Genomic DNA, 24,916 nt, shown 5'->3' on the forward strand with positions numbered 1-24,916 from the left:
TCGATCAACAACATTAAATATTCTTACAATATAACCAGTTTTTCAATTTTTTCTACTTTTTTGTTCAATAAATTTGAACGCACTGTGAGCTTATAGATATAAACACCTTTTCCTATTTTATCTCCAAAATCATCTCTGCCATCCCAAACAATGTCCCTAGACAGCGAACTTGTTGTTTTTATACCACCCGATGTTACTCCATTAATTGTTCTAATCAATTTTCCTGAAACGGTGAATATCTGTATAGAAACGTCTAAAGGTTCCGAACTATTGTGATTGAACCAAAATTCTGTATAATTCACAAAAGGGTTTGGATAATTAAGCACGTTATTTATAACTAATTCTTGGTCTTCATCAAATACTATAAACTGAATTTCAGAAATTGAAGAGTTATTATATACATCCCAGGCTTTTAAAGTTAAGGTATGCAACCCCGGCTCTAAATCCCTAAATGGAAAACTCACAACTCCTTTTTTATAATCGTCTACTTCTGTTTGATAATAATCATTTAGAACTACCGGATTTGTTTCATCGCCATCTATTATAGCTACAATATCATGTCCTATACCACTTGCTGTATTAATCCCGTTAGCATCTTCCATTTTAGCTAATAGTGTTGGCGACTCATTTGTTATACCACCCGACACAAAGTTCTCATCATTCATATAAAGCGTAATAACAGGACCTATATTATCTTCTTCTGCATTTTCATTTAACCCTCCTATCTTAACTGTATTAATGCTTGCGCCAGCCTGATCTTGGGATAAGGCTTCATTTTTTGAATAAAAACTTACTTTTCCAAACCCTACAGGAATACCAATATCTTTTGGAACCACAAAATCAAACTCAAATTTACCGTCTTTAACTGATGCCTGACCTCTAAATATAATTTCTCCAAGTGTTTCAAAGTCTAATCTTATCGTTTGTCCATTTAGCTGTGTTCCATCATTTGCAAGCGTTTGCCTATCAATAAACTTATCATAAATTGTTGTTGATAGTGTTCCGTTATAATTCGTTATTAAATTTCCGGAAACATCAACTACCTCGCCTGCCAATTTCACATAACTTAACGCTTTTAATGTATCTGTGGCCTGCGTAATAGGCACATCATTAATTTCGGTTAATCTTATGTTTGGTTCAGGAAAAGCTAATTTCATAGCTGGATCCCCTATAAAGAACACTAAATACTTTTGAGGATTTCCGGAAACGGCAGGATCATTTTTCGCCAGCCTTAATGCTTCTGCCATTGAGGGGTATTCGTAATCCTCATAAGTATCATTATTACTATAAGAGAACAAATATTGACCTAAATTATTATTAAAAGTAATTCCGAAATTAACAGATATCTGCCTAGTAGTTGTAATTAAACCAATAGCTCCTGCTTCTTTATTCCAATATGTAAATTCCCCTGCTGTTTCTCTAAACGGATTATCAAACTTGGTATACTCGCATGTTACGGTTACAAAGCAATTTAATTTACAAAAATTACGAAATCCCTCAACATCTGTTTTTAAAAGAATACGCTCTTGTGCTAAACCTTCTTCCCCTCCATGTCCAAAATAATTTACAACCAAAGCACCATTATCAACAGCATTTACAATTTCATTTGTTACTTCTGGATATCTATCACCTCCTGCCGATGTTTCTTGCTGAAATGCATCGGAATGTATTTTTACAACATTGATAAATGGTTTTTCTTGAGCCACTAAGTTCCCTATATTATCGGTTGTTTCTTGTAATAAACCTTCCCAACTTAGGTCAACATCATCCGAAATAACCACAAAATTATTACGCCAACTCCCAAATGCTTCCTTAGCGTAATATGATGCTACTTTATCTACCATTTCTTTAGCTCGTAACGGTGTATCTGCTAAAATTCTGCCTACAGCAATGTCTAATCTATCACTTGTGGACATGGTTCCCTCATCGGTATCCATCATACCATAAAAATCATCAGAAATAAAGGAACTTGTTAGATTAAAACTATCATAAGAATGCCATGAAGGAACTATATTAGTATTGTTTGCAATTCTATCCTTATAATCGAAAGACCCATCTCCAAATAAACACACATATTTTATTCTGTTTTCTGGTGTACTAGCATTGTCATACACATACTTAATCAAATTCCTTATAGCTCCAATATCTTGGTTCCCCGAACTAAATTCGTTGTAAATCTCATCTAGCCCAAACACTTTAACATTCAGATCATATTGGGTTCTGTTTATCTCTGCTAAACGTTCGGCTTCACTAATCATATTATTTGGAGTTACTATGATGTAATCTACATCTTGAAACTCTCCTTGACTATTTTGAAAAACGGTTCCTTTTATATTTTGGTTATTAATGGTTGTTTCCGAATCTATTTTTGGCTCAAAATAATCCGATGGCGTTACAGCGACAAAAGTTTTTAAACTTCCTAAAGTAGAGGTAAAGCTAAGACTTGAAGCTGCTTCTGTATTTATATAATTAGAAACATTATATATATCGGTAACTTCCCAAATTTCTGAAACTTGCGATGTATTAGTCATATTATATTGCCCTATTCCAGAGGTTGAAGCAACGACACTATTTTTAAATTGAAATTGTTCTCCAGTAAAATTTAGGGAGCGTGTCGCTTCTATTGATATATAATCTAAATATGCTTTTGTACTTGGGTTTCCCTGATTATCAAAATTAAGTCCTACTTCTACTTTTTCACTGCTTACGTTAACATTAGTATTAACAGAGTCATGACTTGCTAAATTAGGAGATGTTGTGCCACCCATATTTAATGTTGAAACTGGCGTCCCGTTAACCGTTACTCCTATAGTACTTGATGTTGTAGATGCAGCTGCGGTATAAACTCTTAGGTTTATGGGCTCTGATGTCACCAAATCTGGAAAATCAAATTCAAAAGTTTTATTATTATCTATATCAAATTCGTCACCAAACCAGCGCCTTCCTAAAGAAGCAATATTAGTCTCATCGACTTCATGAAACTTATACTCTTCAAACGTATCAATAATTAAATTAACTGCGCCACTGGGTTCTGTAAATGGCTGAATTCGTTTACCTAAACCAGCACTCACATTTATATAATAATATGTTATATCTGTATAACAGTTTATATTCGTTATACTCTCTTCGTTATACTCTTTTGGACCTTGAGCATAAAACAGAATATGGTCTTCATCGTTAAAAACACCATCTTCTTCTCCCACAAATTTTATGGCATTCTCCGGAACATCGAAAGGATATGCTACATCATTAGAATATGGAATCATACGCCCCCCATGTCCATATAATTTTATATTTCTGGGATCAACGCTATTTACATTCACTCCTAATCGCTGTAAAAAGCTTTTAGATAATCTAAAAACACCTGTTGTATCGACATAAAATCGGTACCATTCTCCCGAACTCAATACCGAATTACTAATAATTTTAGATGTTTGAAAACCTTTATTTAATAAAGAGCTTCTAGTAGTGATTGCTCCGTTTTTATAATTTAGCTGAAATGAAATAATCTTTTTATAATTACCATTTGCATCCTTAATAATAGGTGAAAGCCTTAAAAAAGCATAATGCTTACCTCTTGCATTAGAGTTTTTTAAGCTAAATATTGGTTTATCCGGAATCTTATTTAAATCTAAATCTTTTAAATTGGTTTTAGAAATAGAAGTATATACTATATTATTTATAGTTGCAGAAGATTCATTTACTAATTCATTTGTCTCCCATTGGTCTGTAAACAATAAACCTTCTTCAAAACCGTAATTAAAATTTTCATTATTAAAAGCAGGTATTTCAATGGAATAATTTCCTCCAGAAATTGTTTTAGAATTTTCCCAAGTAATCGCATACTTTTTTTGCTGACCAAATGCAGCTACAGTACAAATAATGAACAATAAAAATATAATTTTCTCTTTCATTGTTTAAACAACGTAGTTAAAGTCTTGTTATTATTAAAAAAAATAGCAATTTTAAAAACTGCATCAAAAATACAATAATAAATTAGTAAAACATACGTTAATACAACACAAAACAATGATAAAAAACGTCAAAATCATCGTTGTAATGTCAAAAAAATAGGGTGAAATACACTTTTTTTTGATTAAAATGTGTAAAATTGCTTGTGAACTTAGGTTTAATTCTTATATTGCAGCACCAAAAATAATATTAGCTTACTTAAAAGTATGGATATGAAAAAAGTAGTAGCATTCAAGGTTTTATTAGTTTTAGCTCTAACAATGGCTTCAACTAGTTGTAAAAAATCTTCGAGTTCAAAAAACAGTTCTAGAGCTACAGGGTGGCAGATTAATTCTAGAGAAGGAGGTTTCCAATACAATACAGACTATAAAGAACAGGAAACATCTCCTGGATTGGTATTTATTGAAGGTGGAACTTTTACCAAAGGACGTGTTCAAGATGATGTGATGCATGATTGGAATAATAGTCCAACTCAGCAACACGTACAATCTTTTTATATGGATGAAACTGAGGTTACTAATGCCATGTATATGGAGTACCTCGATTGGATTAAAAGAGTTTATCCCCCATCTGAAGAAAATTTTAGAGCCATTTACGATGGTGCTTTGCCAGATACCTTAGTTTGGAGAAACCGTTTAGGTTTTAACGAGGTTATGACGGAAAACTATTTACGTCATCCAGGTTATGGAGAATACCCTGTTGTTGGTGTAAACTGGATTCAAGCGGTTGAGTTTGCCAATTGGAGATCAGATCGTGTTAATGAGTACAACTTAGAAAGAGCTGGTTACTTAAAACGTGATGCTAAAATTTTAGATGTTAATGCAGAATCGACATTTAGTACAGACACTTATATTAATGCTCCTACCCTAACATATGGTGGTAATGAAGAAGTTATTAATGGTGATGGTCGTAACAGAAGAAATGTTAGAGTCGATGCAGATGGTAACGAATCTAACATTTATGCTACTCGTGAAACTGGAATAATTTCACCTAAATACAGGCTACCAACTGAAACCGAGTGGGAATATGCTGCTTTAGGATTAAGCGAAATTAGAGATTATAACTTATATCGTGGACGTAAAAAATATCCTTGGGATGGCCAATATACGCGTTCTGGAAAACGTAAAATACGTGGTGACCAATTAGCTAACTTCAAACAAGGAAAAGGTGATTATGGTGGTATAGCAGGTTGGTCTGATGATGGAGCTGATATTACAAATGCTGTTAAATCTTACGATCCTAATGATTTCGGATTATATGATATGGCTGGTAATGTTGCCGAATGGGTTGCTGATGTTTACAGACCTATTATAGATGATGACTTTAACGACTTTAACTATTACCGTGGTAATGTTTATACTAAAAACGCTTTAAACGAAGATGGTACTGTAAAAGTAGTTACTGCTGATGATATTGTATATGATACTTTACCAAACGGAAAAGTAATAGCCAGAAATTTACCTGGAGAAATAGCTCAAGTACCTATTGATGAAAACGAAACATATTTACGTACTAACTTTGACAAAAGTGATGAAATAAACTTTAGAGATGGTGACAGACGTTCTTCTCGTTATTTCGAAAACTTTAATGTTGATGATGAAGAAGTTGGTGAAGAGAAGAAAAATTCTTATACCAGTAAAATGTACAATTCCCCAAAACATAAAGTTACTAGAGATTCTTTAGGGAACATCATAAGAGAATATGATAGAGGTAATAATAGAACATCTTTAATTAACGATGAAGTTAGAGTTTACAAAGGTGGTTCTTGGAAAGACAGAGAGTACTGGTTAGATCCAGCTCAAAGACGTTACTTCCCACAAGATATGGCAACGGATTATATCGGATTTAGATGTGCGATGTCTCGTGTAGGTTCTAAATCTAAAACGAAAACCAAAACGAAAAATTAATTTCGGTATTAAATAATATTATTAAAAGTCCTAACAAATGTTAGGACTTTTTTTATACATTTAACCAGCTTTATATTTTCTAAACTTAAAAGATGTCTACCCATTGAAAATAGAACAATTACACAAGCTTTTTATACAATGTAACTCGGTATGTACCGATACAAGAAAGATTAAAAAAAACGACCTTTTCTTTGCGCTTAAAGGTGAAAATTTTAACGGGAATACTTATGCAGAACAAGCTTTAAAAAAGGGTGCTAAATACGCCGTAGTAGACGAAGCTTCATTTAATACATCTTCTAAAACCATTTTGGTTGAAAATGTGCTCGAAACATTGCAAAACTTAGCATCCTACCATAGAACTTATTTAAATGTTCCTATTATAGCTCTTACAGGCAGTAATGGTAAAACTACGACCAAAGAACTAATCAATGCTACATTATCTCAAAAATATAAAACAGTAGCAACCATTGGCAATTTAAATAACCATATTGGTGTACCCTTAACATTGCTTTCTATGTCGAAGGATACCGAAATTGGTATTGTAGAAATGGGAGCCAATCATTTAAAAGAAATTGAATTCTTATGCCATATAGCCAAACCCGATTATGGCTATATAACCAATTTTGGAAAAGCACATTTAGAAGGCTTCGGGGGTATTGAAGGGGTTATTAAAGGAAAAAGTGAAATGTTCGACTTCCTAATTAATAACGATAAAACCATTTTTGTTAATGGAAATGACAGCATTCAAATTGAAAAAACAAAGCATGCAAATCGGTTTGTTTTTGGTGAAAACCACCTAGGTTTAGATATAATTATTAATTTCATTGAAGCGGAACCTTTTGTTAAATCTGAGTATAATAAATTAGAAATAGAAAGCCAACTTATTGGTGATTATAACTTTAACAATATTGCCGCAGCTATAGCTATTGGTCATTATTTTAAAGTTGAAGATCGTGATATAAAAACTGCTATTGAAAACTACACACCTACAAACAACCGTTCGCAAATTATTCAAAGAAGCAGTAATACTATTATTTTAGACGCTTATAATGCAAATCCAACAAGTATGCGTGCTGCATTATTAAATTTCGAAAAACAACCAAATACTAAAAAAATAGCGTTTCTTGGAGATATGTTCGAACTTGGAAAAGACGCTGAAAAAGAACATCAAAATATAACAGATTTAGCAACATCGTTAAATATAGAAGATGTTGTTTTAATTGGCGAAAACTTTTTCAAAACAGAAACTGCATTAAGTAGCACAAAGCGATTTAAATATTTTGACGATCTAAAAGATTGGCTTAATGGTTGTAATTTAGAAAATACGTCAGTACTTATTAAAGCCTCTAGAGGTATGGCCTTGGAAAGAATTTTGGAGTTTATTTAATAATTTTTGGCTTAACTTTTCGTTGACTTGCTGTAACAAAATCAGCATTTCTAGAAGTCGGTAGTTATCAAATCTTACCTTTCAAATCGGCAAACAATCTTTCCATTTTATCGACAATCTGCTTTTTAGTCAATGTTGATTTGTAAGGCTCATCACCTTCTTTCAAACTATTATCACTTATGTAGTCATCTCTTAATAACCAATTAAGATCTGCTTCTGGAAATTCTTCAATTATCTTATATAAGAAATCCATTGATATTTTCCTACCATTTACATATTGTGACAATTGAGTATAATTCATACCAAATTTATTAGCCAAATCACCTAATTTGCTATACTTAGTCTTTATTAAACGCTTTAACTTATCCTTAAATTCCATATTTAGAATAACTATAAATTATACTTATGGGTAAAATATTTTTCATTTGTTTAATTATTTGTATATTTTTGTATGTAAATTCATTCAAAATAATTACAAACATAAACAAGTTATGACAAATTTAAACAAATTATACACATTATATGGTATACGCGCACCTAAAGAGCAAGAAACACTCAAAGATTTACTAAAAAACCATCTGCCTAAAGAGTATACCAATAAAGTCATAGACGAGTTAAAAGCCAATAATATTGTAGTTGATTCACAAACCGTTAGAAATACAAAAGCTGGCATTTCTAAAAACATATTAATCTTTAATGCTATTATAGAGATAGCCAAAGAATACAAAAAAATGTCTAATCGTCTAAAAGACAATCTAAAGAACAATAAATAGATTAAAAAAACTTACCAAGCGGTATTGGTGATTGATTATGTTATTTACTTATTCGTACAATATTTTAAAATTATACTTACTTGAATAAAATTCTGAAACCTTACTTATTAAAATGGCTATAAAGAAAAAGTATCATAAAAGAATTGAAGAAGGTTTTAAAGACATTTTTAAAACTGAAACTCAAAAAGGAAGCTTTGACGGTTTAACAACTTTTGTTGAAGAACCTCTGGTTAAACATCAAATTATACAGTTAGCAAAACTTTGTGAAGAAATACCAGTTAGTGTAACACTTAAAAACACATCCAATGGTGTATTTATTGAATTTTGGTAAATTATAAGACTTCATTTGATTGTGAGCAATCAAAATAGACTATTAATTTTATTTGGGGGAAATAGTCGAAATAGGTCTTCTTAACGGAAGACTTATTATTTTGCAATAACCTTTTATCTAAAAAGGTAAATCATTATAAAAAACTTATTTTAATTTATATATATTCACAAATTATTAGCCCTAATATTAAAATTATAATTGGTACAGTTAACTGCACCAATTGTTTCAAAAAATCTAACCACCATGAAGAAATCCCTACTTATTCTTTTACTACTACCTCTTTTAAGTTTTTGTCAAAAAACACAAAACCCTTTCACCTTTCAAGGTTTAAATTGGGGTGATACAGAAACTGAAGTAAAATTGGCTATACCTGACTTACATGAGACTGAAACGGGGCTTTCTAAAACAACCACTATTAATCATTTAAGTGCCTCATTACTTTTTGAAATGAATAATAATTTATTAGAACGTATATCTTATATGTTTTCTAAACAACACAGTAATGAAAATAGTTATATAGAAGATTTAAAAAAAATAAAGAATTTGCTTATCAAAAAATACGGAACTCCTAATATTGATACTCAAAAATGGAATAACGATCTTTTAAAAAATGACGAAAGCCGTTACGGTTTAGCAGTTTCTTCTGGGCATTTAGAATATGTAATCGCTTGGACACTTCACGATACTAATATACTTTTAAATCTAGCAAGCCACAATAACAAAGTAATTCATAGGCTTGTGTATAAATCTATTTAAAACACAGATTAAATTTAATAGGAAAACCTCCGTTAGTACGGAGTTTTTTTTGGATCTGTCACCATCTGTTTAGTAGTCAACATGAGGTTTCATTTTTGATTCTGTCTTCCGCCAAAAACTATTATTTGTTGTACCTAAATAAAAAAAGCCTTATCAAAAAATTTGATAAGGCTTTGTACTGAAGGCGGGACTTGAACCCGCACGGCCCAAGGGCCATTGGATTTTAAGTCCAACGTGTCTACCAATTCCACCACTTCAGCATAACTGAGTGTCTACCTCCCGATAGCTATCGGGACTACCACTTCAGCTTACTTTGGTTTGCTTCGATTACTCTCAGCAACCAAAATTGGTATATTTTAAGAAAGCTTCAGAGCGAAAGACGGGATTTGAACCCGCGACCCTCACCTTGGCAAGGTGATGCTCTACCCCTGAGCTACTTTCGCAGTCTTTTAATGAACTTACCTGCTTATCGCTGGTGTGCAATATTGCTATTGCGGATGCAAATTTAAAATTTTTCTACTAAAACCAAAGCCTTTTATCGAAATAAATAAAATTTATTTTAAGCTCGTTTTTTCTTAACCAACATTCTCTTAATTTCATTAAGTTTCATGAGCGCTTCAACAGGTGTAAGTACATCTATATCAGTATGTAATATTTCATCTTTAATATTTTCCAATAAAGGGTCGTCTAAATTAAAAAAACTTAGTTGCATTTCATCTTGTATTGATTTAACCTTATCTGTTAACTCCTCACTGGAATGTGATTGCTCTAATTTCTTTAAAATTTTATTAGCGCGATGCAATACTTGTTGCGGCATACCTGCCATTTTAGCTACATGAATACCGAAACTATGAGCACTACCACCTTCAACCAGCTTTCTTAAAAAAAGCACATTATCTTTTAGCTCTTTAACAGACACATTAAAGTTTTTAATACGGTCGAATGTTTCGGTCATTTCGTTTAACTCATGATAATGTGTTGCGAACAGTGTCTTAGGTTTTGCAGGATGCTCATGTAAATACTCACTAATGGCCCAAGCTATTGAAATTCCATCGTAAGTACTCGTACCACGACCTATTTCATCAAGTAATACCAAACTTCTGTCTGATATATTATTTAAAATAGAAGCCGTTTCATTCATTTCTACCATAAAGGTCGACTCGCCCATCGAAATATTATCGCTAGCCCCTACTCTAGTAAAAATCTTATCGACCATACCAATACGCGCCTCTTTTGCTGGAACAAAACTTCCTATTTGAGCCAGTAATACAATCAATGCTGTTTGACGTAAAATAGCTGACTTACCAGACATATTAGGTCCCGTAATCATAATAATCTGCTGAGTTTTCCTATCTAAAAACGCATCGTTGGCTATATATGATTCTCCAATAGGCAATTGCTTTTCTATAACTGGATGACGGCCACCTTTAATTTCTAAATCGAAAGAATCATCAATTATAGGATACACATAGTTATTATCTTTTGCTAACTGAGCAAACCCACATAAACAATCTAGCTGCCCCACTAAATACGCATTTTGCTGCACCGGTTTTATATACTGGTTCATCCAACCTACTAATTCTGAAAACAACTGCTGCTCTATAGCTAAAATACGCTCTTCGGCTCCTAAAATTTTAGCTTCATATTCTTTAAGCTCTTCTGTAATATAGCGTTCTGCACTAACTAAAGTTTGTTTTCTAATCCAATCTTCCGGCACTTTATCTTTATGCGTATTACGCACTTCAATATAATATCCAAAGACATTATTTGACGCTATTTTAAGAGATGGAATCCCCGTACGTTCACTCTCTCGTGCCAGCATATTATCCAGATAATCTTTTCCAGATTTTGACAAACCTCTCAACTCGTCCAATTCTGAAGAAAAACCGGAAGCAATACTATTCCCTTTTAATACATTTACAGGTGCATCTTCATTTAATGTTTCTTTAATTTTTTCACAAAGCACATCACAACTTTGTAACGCATCTCCAATAGTTTTAAGCGATTCATTATCACAATTTGATGCTAATGACTTTATAGGCACAATAGCTCCTAAGGAATTTTTAAGTTGAATAACCTCGCGTGGATTCACTTTTCCTGTCGCTATTTTAGAAATGAGTCGTTCTAAATCACCAATATGTTTAATATGACTCTGGATTTTTTGAAGTTCGGTATCGCTCTTTGTTAAAAAACTCACTACTTCATGCCGTTGTTTTATCTTTTCAACATTTTTTAAAGGCAAAGCCAACCAACGTTTTAATAAACGTCCGCCCATGGGCGAAATGGTTTTGTCAATAACATTTAAAAGCGTCACTGCATTATTATTAGTAGAACTGTAAAGCTCTAAATTTCTAATGGTGAATTTATCCATCCATACATAATCATCTTCCGCAATTCTGGAAATAGACGTAATATGCTGTAGTTTATCATGTTGTGTTTCCGATAAATAATGAAGAATAGAACCCGATGCAATAATACCTTCATACAAATCTTCTATACCAAAACCCTTTAAAGTTTTTGTATCGAAATGTTTTATTAAAGTCTCATAGGCATAATCGGTTTGATAGACCCAATCTTCCATATAAAAAGTATGGAAATCGTTTCCAAACGTATCATTAAACGTGGTGCGTTTTTGTTTAGAAACCAATACTTCACTAGGGCTGAAATTCTGCAATAACTTATCTATATACTCGGCATTGCCCTGAGAAGTAAGAAACTCACCCGTAGAAATATCCAAGAAAGAAATCCCAATATATTTTTTATCGAAATATACCGAACATAAAAAATTATTAGATTTTGATACTAAAACCTCATCGTTTAATGCCACACCAGGAGTTACCAGTTCAGTAACACCACGCTTCACAATTTTTTTAGTAAGCTTAGGGTCTTCTAATTGGTCACAAATAGCCACACGCTCTCCCGCCTTGACCAACTTAGGCAAATAGGTATTTAACGAATGGTGTGGAAAACCTGCTAACTCGGTTTCGCTCTCACTGCCAGCACCTCGTTTAGTTAAAATAATACCTAAAATACCTGCCGTTTTAACAGCATCTTCTCCAAACGTTTCGTAAAAATCGCCCACACGAAACAATAATAAAGCATCGGGATACTTTGCCTTAATAGCATTGTATTGTTTCATTAACGGCGTTTCCTTTTTTGATTTTTTAGTCAATGGTAAAGTAGTTTTTAAATCTTATTTTTGCGAATATTATTCTACAAGCTCCGATTTAAATCGGGATGCATCGAAAACAAGTAAAATAAGGAATGCTAATGTAGTACTATTTTGATTTTATTTAAAATGAAGGCTACAGAAGTTATTTACAATTGTTGGTAGATTTTAACAATATGAATAATTCATTGCGAGGATAAAGGACGTGGCAATCTAATTAACATAGATAATCACCTCTCATGCTTATTTCATAATGATATTTACAGTTGATAAGATTCCCTCCCGATAGTTATCGGGATTCAAGGGAATGACAAATTAAAAATTAGTGATGAGAAAACTAAAAAATAGCGAATTAGACCGATTAAGTATTGATGCTTTTAAACAGGCAAAAAAAACACCAATAATTATTATACTTGATAACATAAGGAGTTTAAATAATATTGGTTCGGTATTTAGAACCAGTGATGCTTTTTTAATTGAAAAAATTTACCTCTGTGGCATCACAGCAACACCGCCACATAAAGACATTCATAAAACAGCTTTGGGAAGTACCGATACGGTAGACTGGGAATATATTGAAAACACTATGGATTTAGTTGAAAAACTAAAAACTGAAAACATAAAGATCTGCTCTATTGAACAAGCTGAAAATGCCACAATGCTTAACAATTTTAAAATTGAACCCAACACCAAATATGCTTTGGTTTTTGGAAACGAAGTAAAAGGCGTCTCTCAAGAAGTTGTTAGTACTAGCGATACAGTTATTGAAATACCGCAATTTGGCACCAAACATTCTTTAAATATTTCGGTAAGTTGTGGGGTTGTGGTTTGGGATTTATATACTAAGCTATTAGTAAATCTAGGATAAGTGTCAAAAAAAATAAAAAAGCCTTGGCCAACTAAGGATGTTATGAATCAGATTTATGACATGAAACTTTGGGGCGGCTCTACATTCGATTTTTATTCCGGAACCGGTTCTCACGATCCAAAAATTATAAACCCATATCTAAATGCTTTAATTACTTTTTTAGATGCTTTTACGACACCTCCAGTTGTTTGTGATTTGGGTTGTGGCGACTTTAATATTGGCAAACATGTAACCAAATACACTAAAAAATATGTTGCTATAGATATTGTTGAAAAACTTATTGATAGAAACAAAAATTTATATAAAGAGGAGCACTTAGGATTTCATTGTTTAGATATTACTAAAGATGAGCTTCCTTCTGGAGATTGTATTATCTTAAGGCAGGTGTTACAACATTTATCTAACGCTGAAATACAAGAAATTATAAAAAAAATAGACGCTTATAAATACATCATTTTAACCGAGCATATACCTTTGGGCAACTTTATTCCAAACAAAGACATTATTTCCGGACAAGGGATTAGAATAAAACAAAACAGCGGTGTTAATATATTAGAAGCACCTTTCAATTTTAAAATCAAATACAAAAAAACCTTAGATGAGCATATTCTCGAACATAATAATGGGCGTATCGTGACGACATTATATCAAGTGTTTTAAATCGTTAAGTGGATATAGTCTAATTCTGTATAAGTTGAAAACACCATTATTTCCTAATTATTCTAATGTAACTTGATAAACATTTAATACCCTATATGTCACCTCGAGCGCAGTCGAGAGGTTATTGAAATTCGGTATTTTTGATTAGGTCTCGACTGCGCTCGACCTGACATTATACCAAACAATATCACCCTACAATATTGACTATTTTTCCGGGAACGACAATTACTTTTTTAGGTTCTCTGCCCTGTAATTGTTCTTTGGTTTTTTCGTGTGCCATAACAGCCTCCTGAATATCATCCTTACTCATATCTAACGGTAATTCCATTGTAAAACGCATTTTTCCATTAAATGAAATAGGATAATTTTTGCTGCTTTCTACTAAATGACTTGCATCAAATTTTGGAAACGGTGCCGTTGAAATTGACTCATTATGTCCTAATTGATGCCATAATTCCTCAGCAATATGTGGCGCATAAGGTGATATTAAAACTAATAATGGTTCTAGAATATCTTTAGATGTACATTTTTGAGCTGTTAACTCATTAACTGCTATCATAAAAGTAGACACCGACGTATTAAACGAAAAATTCTCGATATCTTCTTCTACTTTCTTTATAGTTTTATGGAGGGTTTTAAGAGCCTCCCCTAACCCCTCCAAAGGAGGGGAACTCGTTACGTGAAAAGTTCCATTTTCACCTTGATGATATAGTTTCCATAGTTTTTTAAGAAAGGAATGCACACCTGTAATGCCTGCTGTATTCCATGGTTTGTATTGCTCTAAAGGCCCAAGAAACATTTCGTATAAGCGTAGGCTGTCTGCGCCATAATCTTTAACTATATCGTCTGGATTTACGACGTTGTATTTGGACTTTGACATTTTTTCAACATCTCGACCTACTTTATAAACGCCATTTTCTTCACAAATAAATTCTGCATCTTTAAATTCTGACCTCCAGTTTTTAAATGCTTCTATATCTAGTTCATCAGAACTATTTACAAAAGATACATCTGCATGAATTGCTTGTACTTTCGTTTCACCAATTAAACCTTTTGAAAGAAACTTATTCTCACCCTCAACACGATACACAAATGCACTAGTCCCCAAAATCATACCCTGATTAATCAGTTTTTTGGCATATTCATCAACAGGCACAACACCTTTGTCAAACAAGAATTTTTGCCAAAAACGGGAGTATAATAAATGTCCGGTGGCATGCTCGCTTCCGCCTATGTATAAATCGACATCTTGCCAATAATCCAATGCTTCTTTAGATGCTATGTCGTTATCATTTTCAGGATCCATATACCTATTAAAATAATAGGAGCTTCCTGCCCATCCCGGCATGGTATTTAATTCTAATGGAAATACTGTTTTGTTATCGACCAACTGATTACTGACCACTGCAGACTGTTTCGTATCCCAAGCCCAAACGGTGGCATTTCCTAATGGCGGTTCGCCTGTTTCGGTTGGTAAATATTTTTCAACTTCTGGTAACTTGATTGGTAAATGCTCTTTTGCAATCATTTGTGGCATCCCATTTACATAGTACACAGGGAATGGTTCGCCCCAATACCGTTGCCTGCTAAATACAGCATCTCGTAAACGGTAATTGGTTTTCCCTTCGCCCTGACCGATTTGCTCCAATTCATGAATAACACGTTTGGTCGCTTTTTTATAGTTCATCCCATTAATAAAATCACTATTGGCGATAACTGTTTTGTCTTTATCTGCAAAGGCTTCTTTTGAAATATCTATACCTTCAAAAATATTCGGAATTGGGATATTAAAATGCTTTGCAAAATCGTAATCACGTTGGTCACCACATGGCACAGCCATTACAGCACCTGTTCCATAACCGGCTAATACGTAATCGCCAATCCAAATAGGAATAGGCTCTTTTGTAAATGGGTGTTCTGCATAAGCTCCTGTAAATACTCCTGAAATAGTTTTTACATCCGCCATTCTATCACGTTCACTACGTTTTGCTGTAGCTTCTATGTAAGCTTCAACAGCACCCTTTTGTTCTGGTGTTGTTATTTGTGACACCAATTCGTGTTCTGGTGCAAGTGTCATAAAACTAACTCCGAAAATAGTGTCGGGTCTTGTTGTGAAGACTTCAATCCCCCTAACCCCCGAAGGGGGAACTTGCTCACTCTGTTGTGATTTACTCTGAACTGATTTTCTTTGTGCTAGTTCTTTTTTTATGTTTTCTAAAACACTTTCAATATTCCCTAAAACTTCTTCATTTGTAAAACGGATAACTTTATAGTAGTCATTTTCAAGAATTTCTGTGCGTTTTGCATCTTCTTCTATTTGAGATTCATGGATTTTCCCGTCAACTTCAATGATTAATCGCTTTTTTAAACATACAAAATCAACAATATAGTCCCCTATTAAGTGTTGTTGTCTAAATTTTGCTTCTAAATTTTTATTTCTAAGCTGTTCCCACAATGCGGCTTCAGCTTGAGTTGGATTAGCACGCATCTCTTTGGCTCGTTCTAATAATAAATGCGAATTATTTCCACCTGTCATATAACCAGCACGTGTATCCGAACCAGCTTTCTCTTCCCCTCCGGGGAAGGATAGGATGGGGAACGAGACGGATGCTCCAACCGATTTTCCAACCCAATTACGCTGACTTTCTTTAAGAGAGTCTGTCCAATCAATGGTATCTAATCCTTGAAGTAAACGTTCTGCATAAGCAGTAATACGCATACTCCACTGGGTCATTTTTTTACGAATTACAGGATGTCCACCACGTTCTGAAACACCATTCACTATTTCATCATTTGCCAAAACAGTTCCCAAAGCAGGACACCAGTTTACTTCGGTTTCTGCTAAATACGTAAGTCTGTACTGTAATAATATTTGTTGCTGTTTTTCAGAAGAAAACGCTTTCCATGCATCTGCAGAAAACACTTCAATAGTATCATCGCAAACCGCATTTACATTTGCATTTCCTTCCGTTTCGAAAATAGCAACCAAGTCCGATATATCTTCTGCTTTATTAGTTTCATTATTATACCAGGATTCGAATAATTGAATAAAAATCCATTGCGTCCACTTATAATAACTTGGATCTGATGTTCTAACTTCTCGAGACCAATCGAACGAAAAACCTATTTGATCCAACTGTCGGCGATATGTTTTTATATTTTCTGCAGTTGTTATTGCCGGATGTTGACCTGTTTGAATAGCATATTGTTCTGCTGGCAAACCAAAGCTATCATAGCCTTGTGGATGTAATACATTAAAGCCTTTATGGCGCTTGTAACGTGCATAAATATCAGACGCTATATACCCTAACGGATGTCCAACATGCAAACCTGCTCCACTTGGATAAGGGAACATATCCAAAACATAATATTTTGGTTTTATGCTCTTTCCTTCTATGCCACTCTGGGCAGGGTTTTCGGCTTTAAACGTTTGGTTCTCTGCCCAAAATTTTTGCCATTTGGCTTCTATCTCGTTGAAATTGTATTTCATTATAGTCCTAAATATATTCTTGTCATTGCGATGGAATCCTATTAATTATTGGGATCGGGGCGACTGTGCAATCTTTTAAATCGAATCTTAAAATAAAACAGATTCCCACGCTTCGCTCTTAATGACGATTTTAAAACCGCAAATTTAAACTTATTATAACAATGTTAAAAGTTTAAACGTTGTAATTATAAATACTAGAAGCTTACTTTTTTTAGATCTACTTTAGATTTCTACTTAATAAGATTTCCTCCCGATAGTTATCGGATTCACGGAAAAGACATTTATTTGAAATCAAAAGACTTAAATCTTTTGAAGATTCTTTGCGTATACTTTATTATTTTTACGCTATCAATCCTGACACTTTATGAGTTTATCATTTGAAAAACACCAAAAACGCAGACTTATCTCTTCTTATTTTTCAGTCGTATTAAGTATTGCTTTGGTATTGTTTTTATTGGGTTTATTAGGGATGCTCATTCTAAATGCTAAAAAAGTATCCGATCATTTTAAGGAGCAAGTAGTTGTAACCATCTACCTTAAAGATTCTGCCAAAGAAGTTGAAACAAAACAACTAGAAAAAAGTTTGGCTATGGCAAATTATGTAAAATCTATAGAGTATGTCTCTAAAGAACAAGCTGCCGAATTTATGAAAGCTGAAAATGGTGAGGATTTCATGGATTTTGTTGGTTATAATCCATTACAAAATTCCATCGATGTACATTTAAAAGCTGATTTTGTAACTTCTCAACATTTAGATAAAATTTCAGCAGATGCGGTAAATAAAAATTTCGTCGATGAAGTTAGCTACGATAATGACTTAGTTAATTTGATGAACGACAATGTAAAGAAGATTAGTTTCTGGGTGCTTATTATAAGTGCTATTTTTACGTTAATTGCCGTTTTACTTATTAATAGTTCCATAAGGTTAGCCGTCTTTTCCAAGCGTTTTACCATAAAAACTATGCAAATGGTTGGTGCCACTAAGCAGTTTATTAGACTTCCTTTTATATGGAAAAGTGTTCGTTTGGGCATGATTGGAGCAGTTTTAGCACTTATAGGTATGGCCATTGTTTTGTATTATCTTAATAAAACATTTTCAGAATTAGAGTTACTAAGCAATCCCGTTTTAATGGCTTTCCTTTTTATTTTTGTTTTTGCTTTGGGTATTGTCATTACATGGATAAGCACGCATTTTGCGACGCAGCGCTTCTTAAATTTAAAGACTGATCAACTGTACTAATAAGAGCAACGAAAACCATAAATTATATTAGCCTCGAATTAAAACGTTGAACTCATTAATTAATTTTAGAAAGTCTTAACGCTCAGGTTTTAAATAAATCCGTTAATTTGCATATCAATTACACAATACCATGGGAGAAAAAAAACGAAAAGAAGCCGCTAAAAGTATATTTGTTTTTGGGAAGAAAAACTATAAATTCATGTTTATTGGTTTAGCCTGTATCGCCTTAGGTTTTATTTTAATGTCTGGAGGTGGTAGTGATGATCCCAATGTTTTTAATCCTGAAATTTTTCATTGGAGACGTATAAGATTAGCCCCTGCTATTATTCTAATTGGTTTTGGCATTGAAATTTATGCTATTTTATTAAATCCTGATAAAAGTAATTAACGAGGAAAGTAAACGAAGTACTCTAGTACAGGCATATTTATTGGCTAATTAACAGAAAATCAGCACAAAATTTACGCCTGTTATTTTGATCTGTTTCCTCTTAACTTCATTAAGATTTTTAACTTGTTTCTTTTAGAAGTGATATGCGTCTTGTATAACACCTCCACCGAAGTATTCTTTAGCCTATTTTTTTTAACGTTAGAATAATTTGTTTAAGTTTTTTTTAACGTTAAACCAATCTCAAATGCAATAATTTTGCGAGCATATACACCATCAATATTATTTTAATGAGAAAACTCATCCTTACCATCCTAGGTGGCCTACTTATTTTAGCATCCTTTTTTATTGCGTACATAATAATTCAAAATAAAAACAAAGCAAAACCTGTGCCTCAAAAAGTGATTAAAACTGTTTTTGCAGATACAGTAAAAAATGCTACAATCCCTATTGTTATTCCTGCAAACGGAAACCTTACTGCAAAACGAAGAGTTGAATTATACGCCGAAGTTCAAGGTATTTTCAGATCTGGATCAACTTTATTTAAACCTGGACAAGTCTATAAAAAAGGGCATTCCTTAATACGTATTGATGCCTCAGAATATTATGCAAGTGTACAATCTGCAAAAAGTAATTTATATAACTCCATAGTAGCTATTATGGCAGATTTACGTTTAGATTTTCCTGAAATATTTCCAAAATGGCAAACCTATATAAATGATTTTGATTTGACCAAAACAACACCAAAATTACCGGAAATGACATCCGAAAAGGAAACATATTTTATTACGGGAAGAAACGTCATTTCTAATTACTATAATGTTAAAAATTTAGAACAACGGTTATCTAAATATACCATTGTTGCTCCTTTTAATGGTATTCTTACAGAAGCATTAGTAACAGAAGGAACTTTAATTAGAAGTGGTCAAAAGCTAGGAGAATTTATAGACCCATCGGTGTATGAAATGGAAGTTGCAATTAGTAAATCGTTTGCAAATCTTTTACAGACAGGAGAAGAAGTAACCCTTAATAATTTAGATGCTACCGAGGCTTTTAAAGGAATCGTTTCTAGAGTTAATGGAAGCATTGACGCCACTACACAAACCATCACTGCTTTTATAGAGGTTAAAGATGACAAACTTAAAGAAGGCATGTATTTGGAAGCAAGATTAAATGCTAAACAAGAAGAAAATGCCATTGAAATTGACAGGAATTTATTGTTAGACACACAGCAAATTTATGTTGTAAGAGATAGTATTTTAGACGTTATACCTGTAAAGCCAGTATATTTTAGTGACGCTAAAGTAGTTTTAAAAGATGTTCCTGACGGAAGTGTTATTTTATCACAACCTGTTACCGGTGCTTACGCCGGTATGTTAGTCAAAATATTTAAAGATAAATCTATAAAAACCAGCAATTAGGATGAGAAAAATAATTGCATATTTTATAAGACATCATGTCGCAGTACAGGTTTTTATTTTAGCTTTTTTAGCTTTTGGTATTATTGGCGTTTTAGCTTTAAAGTCATCGTTTTTCCCTTTAGTGGATTCAAAGACTATTTCAATTCAAATTACATATCCAGGTGCTTCACCCCAAGAAATTGAAGAAGGTATTGTTCTTCAAATAGAAGATAATTTAAAAGGACTAAAAGGCATAGATAGAGTTACATCGACATCAAAAGAAAATAGTGGAAGTATTACTGTCGAAATTGAAAAGGGGGAGAATATTGACTTTATGCTTTTAGAAGTTAAAAATGCCGTCGATAGAGTACCAACTTTTCCAACGGGTATGGAACCTCTAATCGTTGCAAAAAATGAGAATGTTAGAGAAACCATTTCGTTTGCTGTAAGTGGGAAAAACATCCCATTAGTTACTTTAAAACAAATTGGAAGACAAATTGAAAACGATTTAAGAGCTATTGATGGAATTTCGCAAGTAGAAGTTTCTGGTTATCCTGATGAAGAAATTGAGATTGCCGTGAATGAAACGAGCCTTCTGGCTTACAACATTACATTTAATGAAGTAGCAGAGGCCGTTAGTTCATCTAATATTTTAGTTACGGGGGGTAACATTAAAACCAATGCGGAAGAATACTTAATTAGAGCCAATAACCGTTCTTATTATAGCAATGAGCTTTCAAATATAGTAGTAAAAGCCAATGCTGATGGTAAAACAGTACGACTAAAAGATGTCGCCATATTAAGAGATCGTTTTTCCGAAACGCCTAATGCCACTTATTTTAACGATGATTTATCGGTTAACATTAGCGTAACCAGTACCAATAATGAAGATCTAATATCTTCTGCAGAAAATGTTAAGGAATACATTGAAATATATAATAAAACTCATAACAATGTACGCTTAAACATTGTTAGGGACTTATCAATAACATTAAACCAGCGCACACAACTTTTAGGAGAAAATGCTATTTCAGGAATGTTATTGGTACTCTTGTTTTTGTCTATATTCTTAAATACAAGATTAGCTTTTTGGGTAGCGTTCGGTCTTCCTATTTCATTTCTGGGCATGTTTATTTTTGCAAGCCAATTTGATGTAACTATTAATGTATTATCTCTTTTCGGGATGATTATAGTTATTGGTATTTTGGTTGACGATGGTATTGTAATTGCCGAAAACATATTCCAACATTATGAAGACGGAAAAGACCCCGTAGAAGCAGCCATTGATGGTGTTATGGAAGTAATTCCACCTGTAGTTTCTGCTATTGTTACAACGCTATTGGCATTTTCGACCTTCTTGTTTTTAGAAAGTAGGATTGGTGAGTTTTTTAGCGAAGTATCTGTGATAGTTATGCTAACGTTAGCAATATCTTTAATAGAAGCTCTTATTATTTTACCGGCTCATTTAGCACACTCAAAAGCACTTCTTAGAGATAAGGAAGCTCGACCAAAATCAAAAATTAAACGATTTTTTGCTAAAATGAGAGGCATTAATGCCTACGGTGATCGTATTATGTCATTTTTGAGAGACCGAATTTATACACCAATTTTAGATTTTGTAATTAATTTTAAAATGCTTGCTCTAGGCATATTCGTTGCTGCATTAATTTTAACATTTGGGGCCATTGGAGGTGGTATTATAGGGGTTACTATATTTCCGCGTATAGCAAGCGATAGAATAAGTGTCGAGTTAGACATGCCAAATGGAACTAACGTAATAGTTACAGATTCTATCATATCTATGATCGAAGAGAAAGCACACTTGGTTAATGAAGAGTTCACAAAAAAATATTTAGAAGGCACAGACAAAGTACTGTTTGAGAATACCATAAAAAGAATTAATAGCGCTTCAAGTGCTCAATTAGATATTAATATGTTGCCTGGTGAAGAACGGCCAGATCAAATTAATGCTTCATTAGTTGCCAATAGATTGAGAGAACTCGTTGGGCCTGTTATAGGAATTGAACGACTAATTTTTGGTTCTGGTGGTAATTTTGGAGGAAGTCCGGTTTCTGTTTCTTTATTAAGTAATAATATTGAAGAGTTAAAGGCAGCTAAAGTAGAATTGAAATCTATTTTGGAATCTAATTCTTTATTAAAAGATGTCGAAGATAACGACCCCGCCGGTATTAAGGAGATTCGATTAGAACTTAAAGAAAGTGCTTACCTGCTTGGTTTGAATTTGCAATCTGTGATGGCCCAAATTAGAGGTGGTTTTTTTGGTGTGCAAGCACAACGCTTTCAGCGAGGGCAAGATGAAATTAAAGTTTGGGTACGTTACGATAAAACTGATAGAGCGTCTATTAACGATTTAGACGATATGCGAATTGTTACACCATCTGGAGAACGCATCACTTTAAAAGACATTGCCAATTATTCCATTGAGCGTGGCGATGTTGCCATTAATCACTTAGAGGGTCGTAGAGAGATACAGGTGTCTGCCGATTTAAAAGACCCAAGCACCAGTGCTACCGATATCTTAGATGATATAAAGGCAAACATTATACCCGAATTAAAATCAAAATATCCCACCATTGCCGCTTCTTATGAAGGACAAAATAGAGAAGCTGCCAAATTAAATAGATCTTTAATAAGCGCAGGATTAGTTATTATCATCTTAATTTATTTCACTATTGCGTTTACCTTTAGGAGCTTAAGTCAGCCTTTATTATTAATACTATTAATCCCATTTAGTTTAACTGCTGTAGCTTGGGGACATTGGGTATTAGGTTTTCAGGTAAATGTGTTATCCCTACTTGGAATCATCGCATTAATTGGCATCATGGTTAATGATGGCTTGGTACTTATTGGTAAGTTTAATACTAATTTAAAGGCAGGGTTGAAATTTGATGACGCTTTAAAAGAAGCCGGAAAATCTCGTTTTAGAGCGATTTTTTTAACCTCTCTAACAACCATTGCAGGTTTAGCTCCTTTATTATTAGAAAAAAGTCGTCAAGCGCAGTTTTTAAAACCCATGGCAATTTCTATTTCTTTTGGTATTGCCTATGCAACTGTTTTAACACTTTTGGTATTGCCTTTATTTTTATCTATTAGCAATAACATTAAAAAGAACACAAAATGGTTGGTAACAGGAAATGAAGTCACTAAAGAAGAAGTTGAAGGTGCTATTAAAGAACAAAATGAAAGTCATGAGTATTAAAAGTTTATTGTCGATTTCTATGATGTCATTTATGGTATCCGTTTCGGCACAAGAGATATTATCCGTTTCAAAAGCTATAGAATTGGCTTTAGAAAACAATTATGGTATTAAAATAGCATCCAATAATAATAGAATAGCCGAAAATAACAAGAGTATTTTGAATACTGGTTATTTGCCAACATTAACAGGAAATGCTGGGGCTACTTATAATTTAGACAATACTGATGCCGAGTTTTCTGATGGGTCTTCTACCACTTTAAGTGGCGCAGAAAGTTCACGTTATAACGCTTCGTTAGATTTAAACTATACACTTTTTGATGGTTTAGGCAGACATTATGATTATAAACAATTAAAAGAAACCTATCAATTATCAAAACTAGAGGCTAGAGAAACCATTGAAAATACGATGGCTCAACTTTTTACGGTGTATTACAATGTCGCTCGAATTTCTGAAAACGTTAATACACTGCAACAAACCTTAGCCATTTCAAAAGATAGAATTGTAAGAGCACAATATCAATTTGATTATGGTCAAAGCACTAAACTTGATGTATTAAATGCTCAAGTAGACATTAATAATGACAGTATTAATTTAATTAATGCCAAACAAGAACTCAAGAATGCTAAACGAGATTTGAATGTGGTTTTAGGCAATTCGTTTACTCCTGAATTTAAAGTGGACACTTTAATTAATTTCATGATGGATATTGACAAAAACGACTTGTTCAATAAAATGAAAACCAATAATGTGACACTTTTACAACTTGATAAAAATATCATGATTAATGAATTCACTATTAAGGCTAATAAATCGGGTTATTTGCCAACAGTTGGATTAACTGGATCTTATGGATGGAATAAAAATAATAATAATGCAGCTTCTTTTCTTGCCGTGTCAACCAATACAGGGTTTTCTGGAGGCATCACGTTTAGTTGGGATTTATTTGATGGAGGTAGTACTATAACTACTGTAAAAAATGCCAAAATTAATTTAGAAAATCAGCAGCTTGAAAAGGAATCTATTTTTATTAGCATAGAACGTGATTTCGATAATGCATGGGATGATTATCAAAATAAGCTGGCCATTTATAGGGTTCAAGAAGATAATATTATTACATCACAAAATAACTTTGACCGTACACAAGAAAATTTCAAATTGGGACAAGTTACTTCTATTGAGTTTAGGCAAGCACAATTAAACCTTTTAAATTCAGAATTAAGTAGAGATCAGGCAAAATACGAAGCTAAACTTTCCGAACTTAATCTGTTACAATTGAGTGGAGAATTGTTAAATGTATCTTTTTAATTAAAGTGATTTGGATTTAAAATATTAAATCAATGTATATCTCTAAATCAAA

16 protein-coding genes and 2 tRNA genes are annotated in these 24,916 nt (G+C 33.1%); 12 read left to right on the top strand and 6 right to left on the bottom strand.

The features are described 5' to 3' along the window. Positions 1–23 precede the first annotated feature (23 nt). Positions 24–3,914: a type IX secretion system sortase PorU gene (gene porU, locus Q4Q35_RS20400; protein ID WP_303279900.1), complete on the bottom strand. Its 3,891-nt coding sequence runs from the start codon at positions 3,912–3,914 to the stop codon at positions 24–26. 264 nt (positions 3,915–4,178) lie between these two features. Here porU and gldJ point away from each other — a divergent pair, with 264 nt between their 5' ends. Both gldJ and Q4Q35_RS20410 read left to right on the top strand, forming a co-directional pair. Next, complete coding sequence (gldJ, locus tag Q4Q35_RS20405; RefSeq protein ID WP_303279902.1) at positions 4,179–5,879, top strand: gliding motility lipoprotein GldJ; 1,701 nt, start codon at positions 4,179–4,181, stop codon at positions 5,877–5,879. A 103-nt stretch (positions 5,880–5,982) separates the two neighbouring features. Further along, on the top strand, positions 5,983–7,266 hold the full coding sequence (locus Q4Q35_RS20410; protein WP_303279904.1) for a UDP-N-acetylmuramoyl-tripeptide--D-alanyl-D-alanine ligase: 1,284 nt from the start codon (positions 5,983–5,985) through the stop codon (positions 7,264–7,266). Positions 7,267–7,333: 67 nt separating this feature from the next. Here the strand turns inward: Q4Q35_RS20410 and Q4Q35_RS20415 are convergent, their stop codons facing one another. Further along, positions 7,334–7,645 carry a helix-turn-helix domain-containing protein gene (locus Q4Q35_RS20415; protein WP_303279905.1) on the bottom strand — a complete coding sequence of 104 codons (312 nt, stop codon included), beginning with the start codon at positions 7,643–7,645 and terminating at the stop codon, positions 7,334–7,336. 112 nt (positions 7,646–7,757) lie between these two features. Between Q4Q35_RS20415 and Q4Q35_RS20420 the strand changes: the two genes are divergently transcribed. The 3 genes from Q4Q35_RS20420 (at position 7,758) to Q4Q35_RS20430 (ending at position 9,126) form a co-directional block, all read left to right on the top strand. Then, complete coding sequence (locus Q4Q35_RS20420) at positions 7,758–8,039, top strand: hypothetical protein (RefSeq protein WP_303279906.1); 282 nt, start codon at positions 7,758–7,760, stop codon at positions 8,037–8,039. A 112-nt stretch (positions 8,040–8,151) separates the two neighbouring features. Next, the gene (locus Q4Q35_RS20425; RefSeq protein ID WP_303279907.1) at positions 8,152–8,370 is read left to right on the top strand and encodes a hypothetical protein; all 219 of its coding nucleotides are present in this window, start codon (positions 8,152–8,154) and stop codon (positions 8,368–8,370) included. Between the two features lie 243 nt (positions 8,371–8,613). After that, complete coding sequence (locus tag Q4Q35_RS20430; RefSeq protein WP_303279908.1) at positions 8,614–9,126, top strand: hypothetical protein; 513 nt, start codon at positions 8,614–8,616, stop codon at positions 9,124–9,126. A gap of 176 nt (positions 9,127–9,302) precedes the next feature. Here the strand turns inward: Q4Q35_RS20430 and Q4Q35_RS20435 are convergent. From Q4Q35_RS20435 to mutS, 3 genes are all read right to left on the bottom strand, one after another. Continuing rightward, positions 9,303–9,386: transfer RNA gene (locus tag Q4Q35_RS20435), tRNA-Leu, on the bottom strand. A gap of 111 nt (positions 9,387–9,497) precedes the next feature. Further along, a tRNA-Gly gene (locus tag Q4Q35_RS20440) sits at positions 9,498–9,569 on the bottom strand. Positions 9,570–9,685: 116 nt separating this feature from the next. Then, the gene (gene mutS / locus Q4Q35_RS20445) at positions 9,686–12,298 is read right to left on the bottom strand and encodes a DNA mismatch repair protein MutS (RefSeq protein ID WP_303279909.1); all 2,613 of its coding nucleotides are present in this window, start codon (positions 12,296–12,298) and stop codon (positions 9,686–9,688) included. A gap of 325 nt (positions 12,299–12,623) precedes the next feature. On the opposite strand from mutS, the gene Q4Q35_RS20450 reads away from it, so the two are divergent. Further along, positions 12,624–13,163: an RNA methyltransferase gene (locus Q4Q35_RS20450; protein ID WP_303279910.1), complete on the top strand. Its 540-nt coding sequence runs from the start codon at positions 12,624–12,626 to the stop codon at positions 13,161–13,163. Then, positions 13,164–13,823 carry a class I SAM-dependent methyltransferase gene (locus tag Q4Q35_RS20455; protein ID WP_303279911.1) on the top strand — a complete coding sequence of 220 codons (660 nt, stop codon included), beginning with the start codon at positions 13,164–13,166 and terminating at the stop codon, positions 13,821–13,823. A 187-nt stretch (positions 13,824–14,010) separates the two neighbouring features. On the opposite strand, the gene leuS is transcribed toward Q4Q35_RS20455, so the two are convergent. Further along, positions 14,011–17,313 carry a leucine--tRNA ligase gene (leuS, locus tag Q4Q35_RS20460; RefSeq protein WP_303279912.1) on the bottom strand — a complete coding sequence of 1,101 codons (3,303 nt, stop codon included), beginning with the start codon at positions 17,311–17,313 and terminating at the stop codon, positions 14,011–14,013. Positions 17,314–17,677: 364 nt separating this feature from the next. Here leuS and Q4Q35_RS20465 point away from each other — a divergent pair, with 364 nt between their 5' ends. The 5 genes from Q4Q35_RS20465 to Q4Q35_RS20485 all read left to right on the top strand — a co-directional run bounded on the left by Q4Q35_RS20465 (position 17,678) and on the right by Q4Q35_RS20485 (position 24,864). Then, positions 17,678–18,553, top strand: coding sequence for a cell division protein FtsX (locus tag Q4Q35_RS20465; protein WP_303279913.1), 876 nt, complete (start codon positions 17,678–17,680; stop codon positions 18,551–18,553). A gap of 130 nt (positions 18,554–18,683) precedes the next feature. After that, entirely contained in the window at positions 18,684–18,941 is a 258-nt protein-coding gene (locus Q4Q35_RS20470) for a DUF3098 domain-containing protein (RefSeq protein WP_303279914.1), read from the top strand. Positions 18,942–19,228: 287 nt separating this feature from the next. Then, the gene (locus tag Q4Q35_RS20475) at positions 19,229–20,359 is read left to right on the top strand and encodes an efflux RND transporter periplasmic adaptor subunit (RefSeq protein WP_303279916.1); all 1,131 of its coding nucleotides are present in this window, start codon (positions 19,229–19,231) and stop codon (positions 20,357–20,359) included. A gap of 1 nt (position 20,360) precedes the next feature. Next, entirely contained in the window at positions 20,361–23,558 is a 3,198-nt protein-coding gene (locus Q4Q35_RS20480) for an efflux RND transporter permease subunit (protein ID WP_303279918.1), read from the top strand. Further along, positions 23,548–24,864 (top strand): TolC family protein, encoded by a 1,317-nt coding sequence (locus Q4Q35_RS20485; protein WP_303279919.1) that lies wholly within the window; start codon positions 23,548–23,550, stop codon positions 24,862–24,864. Before Q4Q35_RS20480 ends, Q4Q35_RS20485 begins: the two co-directional genes overlap by 11 nt. Positions 24,865–24,916: the final 52 nt, after the last annotated feature.

This window comes from Flavivirga aquimarina (assembly GCF_030540835.1).
Taxonomy (GTDB): domain Bacteria; phylum Bacteroidota; class Bacteroidia; order Flavobacteriales; family Flavobacteriaceae; genus Flavivirga; species Flavivirga aquimarina.

Excerpts from the sequence above, each read along its gene's own strand:
- Q4Q35_RS20480 (WP_303279918.1), top strand. The coding sequence starts at position 20,361 with ATGAGAAAAATAATTGCATATTTTATAAGACATCATGTCGCAGTACAG.
- Q4Q35_RS20415 (WP_303279905.1), bottom strand. The coding sequence starts at position 7,645 with ATGGAATTTAAGGATAAGTTAAAGCGTTTAATAAAGACTAAGTATAGC.
- Q4Q35_RS20470 (WP_303279914.1), top strand. The coding sequence starts at position 18,684 with ATGGGAGAAAAAAAACGAAAAGAAGCCGCTAAAAGTATATTTGTTTTT.
- leuS (WP_303279912.1), bottom strand. The coding sequence starts at position 17,313 with ATGAAATACAATTTCAACGAGATAGAAGCCAAATGGCAAAAATTTTGG.
- Q4Q35_RS20450 (WP_303279910.1), top strand. The coding sequence starts at position 12,624 with ATGAGAAAACTAAAAAATAGCGAATTAGACCGATTAAGTATTGATGCT.
- gldJ (WP_303279902.1), top strand. The coding sequence starts at position 4,179 with ATGGATATGAAAAAAGTAGTAGCATTCAAGGTTTTATTAGTTTTAGCT.
- Q4Q35_RS20465 (WP_303279913.1), top strand. The coding sequence starts at position 17,678 with ATGAGTTTATCATTTGAAAAACACCAAAAACGCAGACTTATCTCTTCT.
- Q4Q35_RS20475 (WP_303279916.1), top strand. The coding sequence starts at position 19,229 with ATGAGAAAACTCATCCTTACCATCCTAGGTGGCCTACTTATTTTAGCA.
- porU (WP_303279900.1), bottom strand. The coding sequence starts at position 3,914 with ATGAAAGAGAAAATTATATTTTTATTGTTCATTATTTGTACTGTAGCT.
- Q4Q35_RS20425 (WP_303279907.1), top strand. The coding sequence starts at position 8,152 with ATGGCTATAAAGAAAAAGTATCATAAAAGAATTGAAGAAGGTTTTAAA.
- Q4Q35_RS20420 (WP_303279906.1), top strand. The coding sequence starts at position 7,758 with ATGACAAATTTAAACAAATTATACACATTATATGGTATACGCGCACCT.
- Q4Q35_RS20485 (WP_303279919.1), top strand. The coding sequence starts at position 23,548 with ATGAGTATTAAAAGTTTATTGTCGATTTCTATGATGTCATTTATGGTA.
- Q4Q35_RS20430 (WP_303279908.1), top strand. The coding sequence starts at position 8,614 with ATGAAGAAATCCCTACTTATTCTTTTACTACTACCTCTTTTAAGTTTT.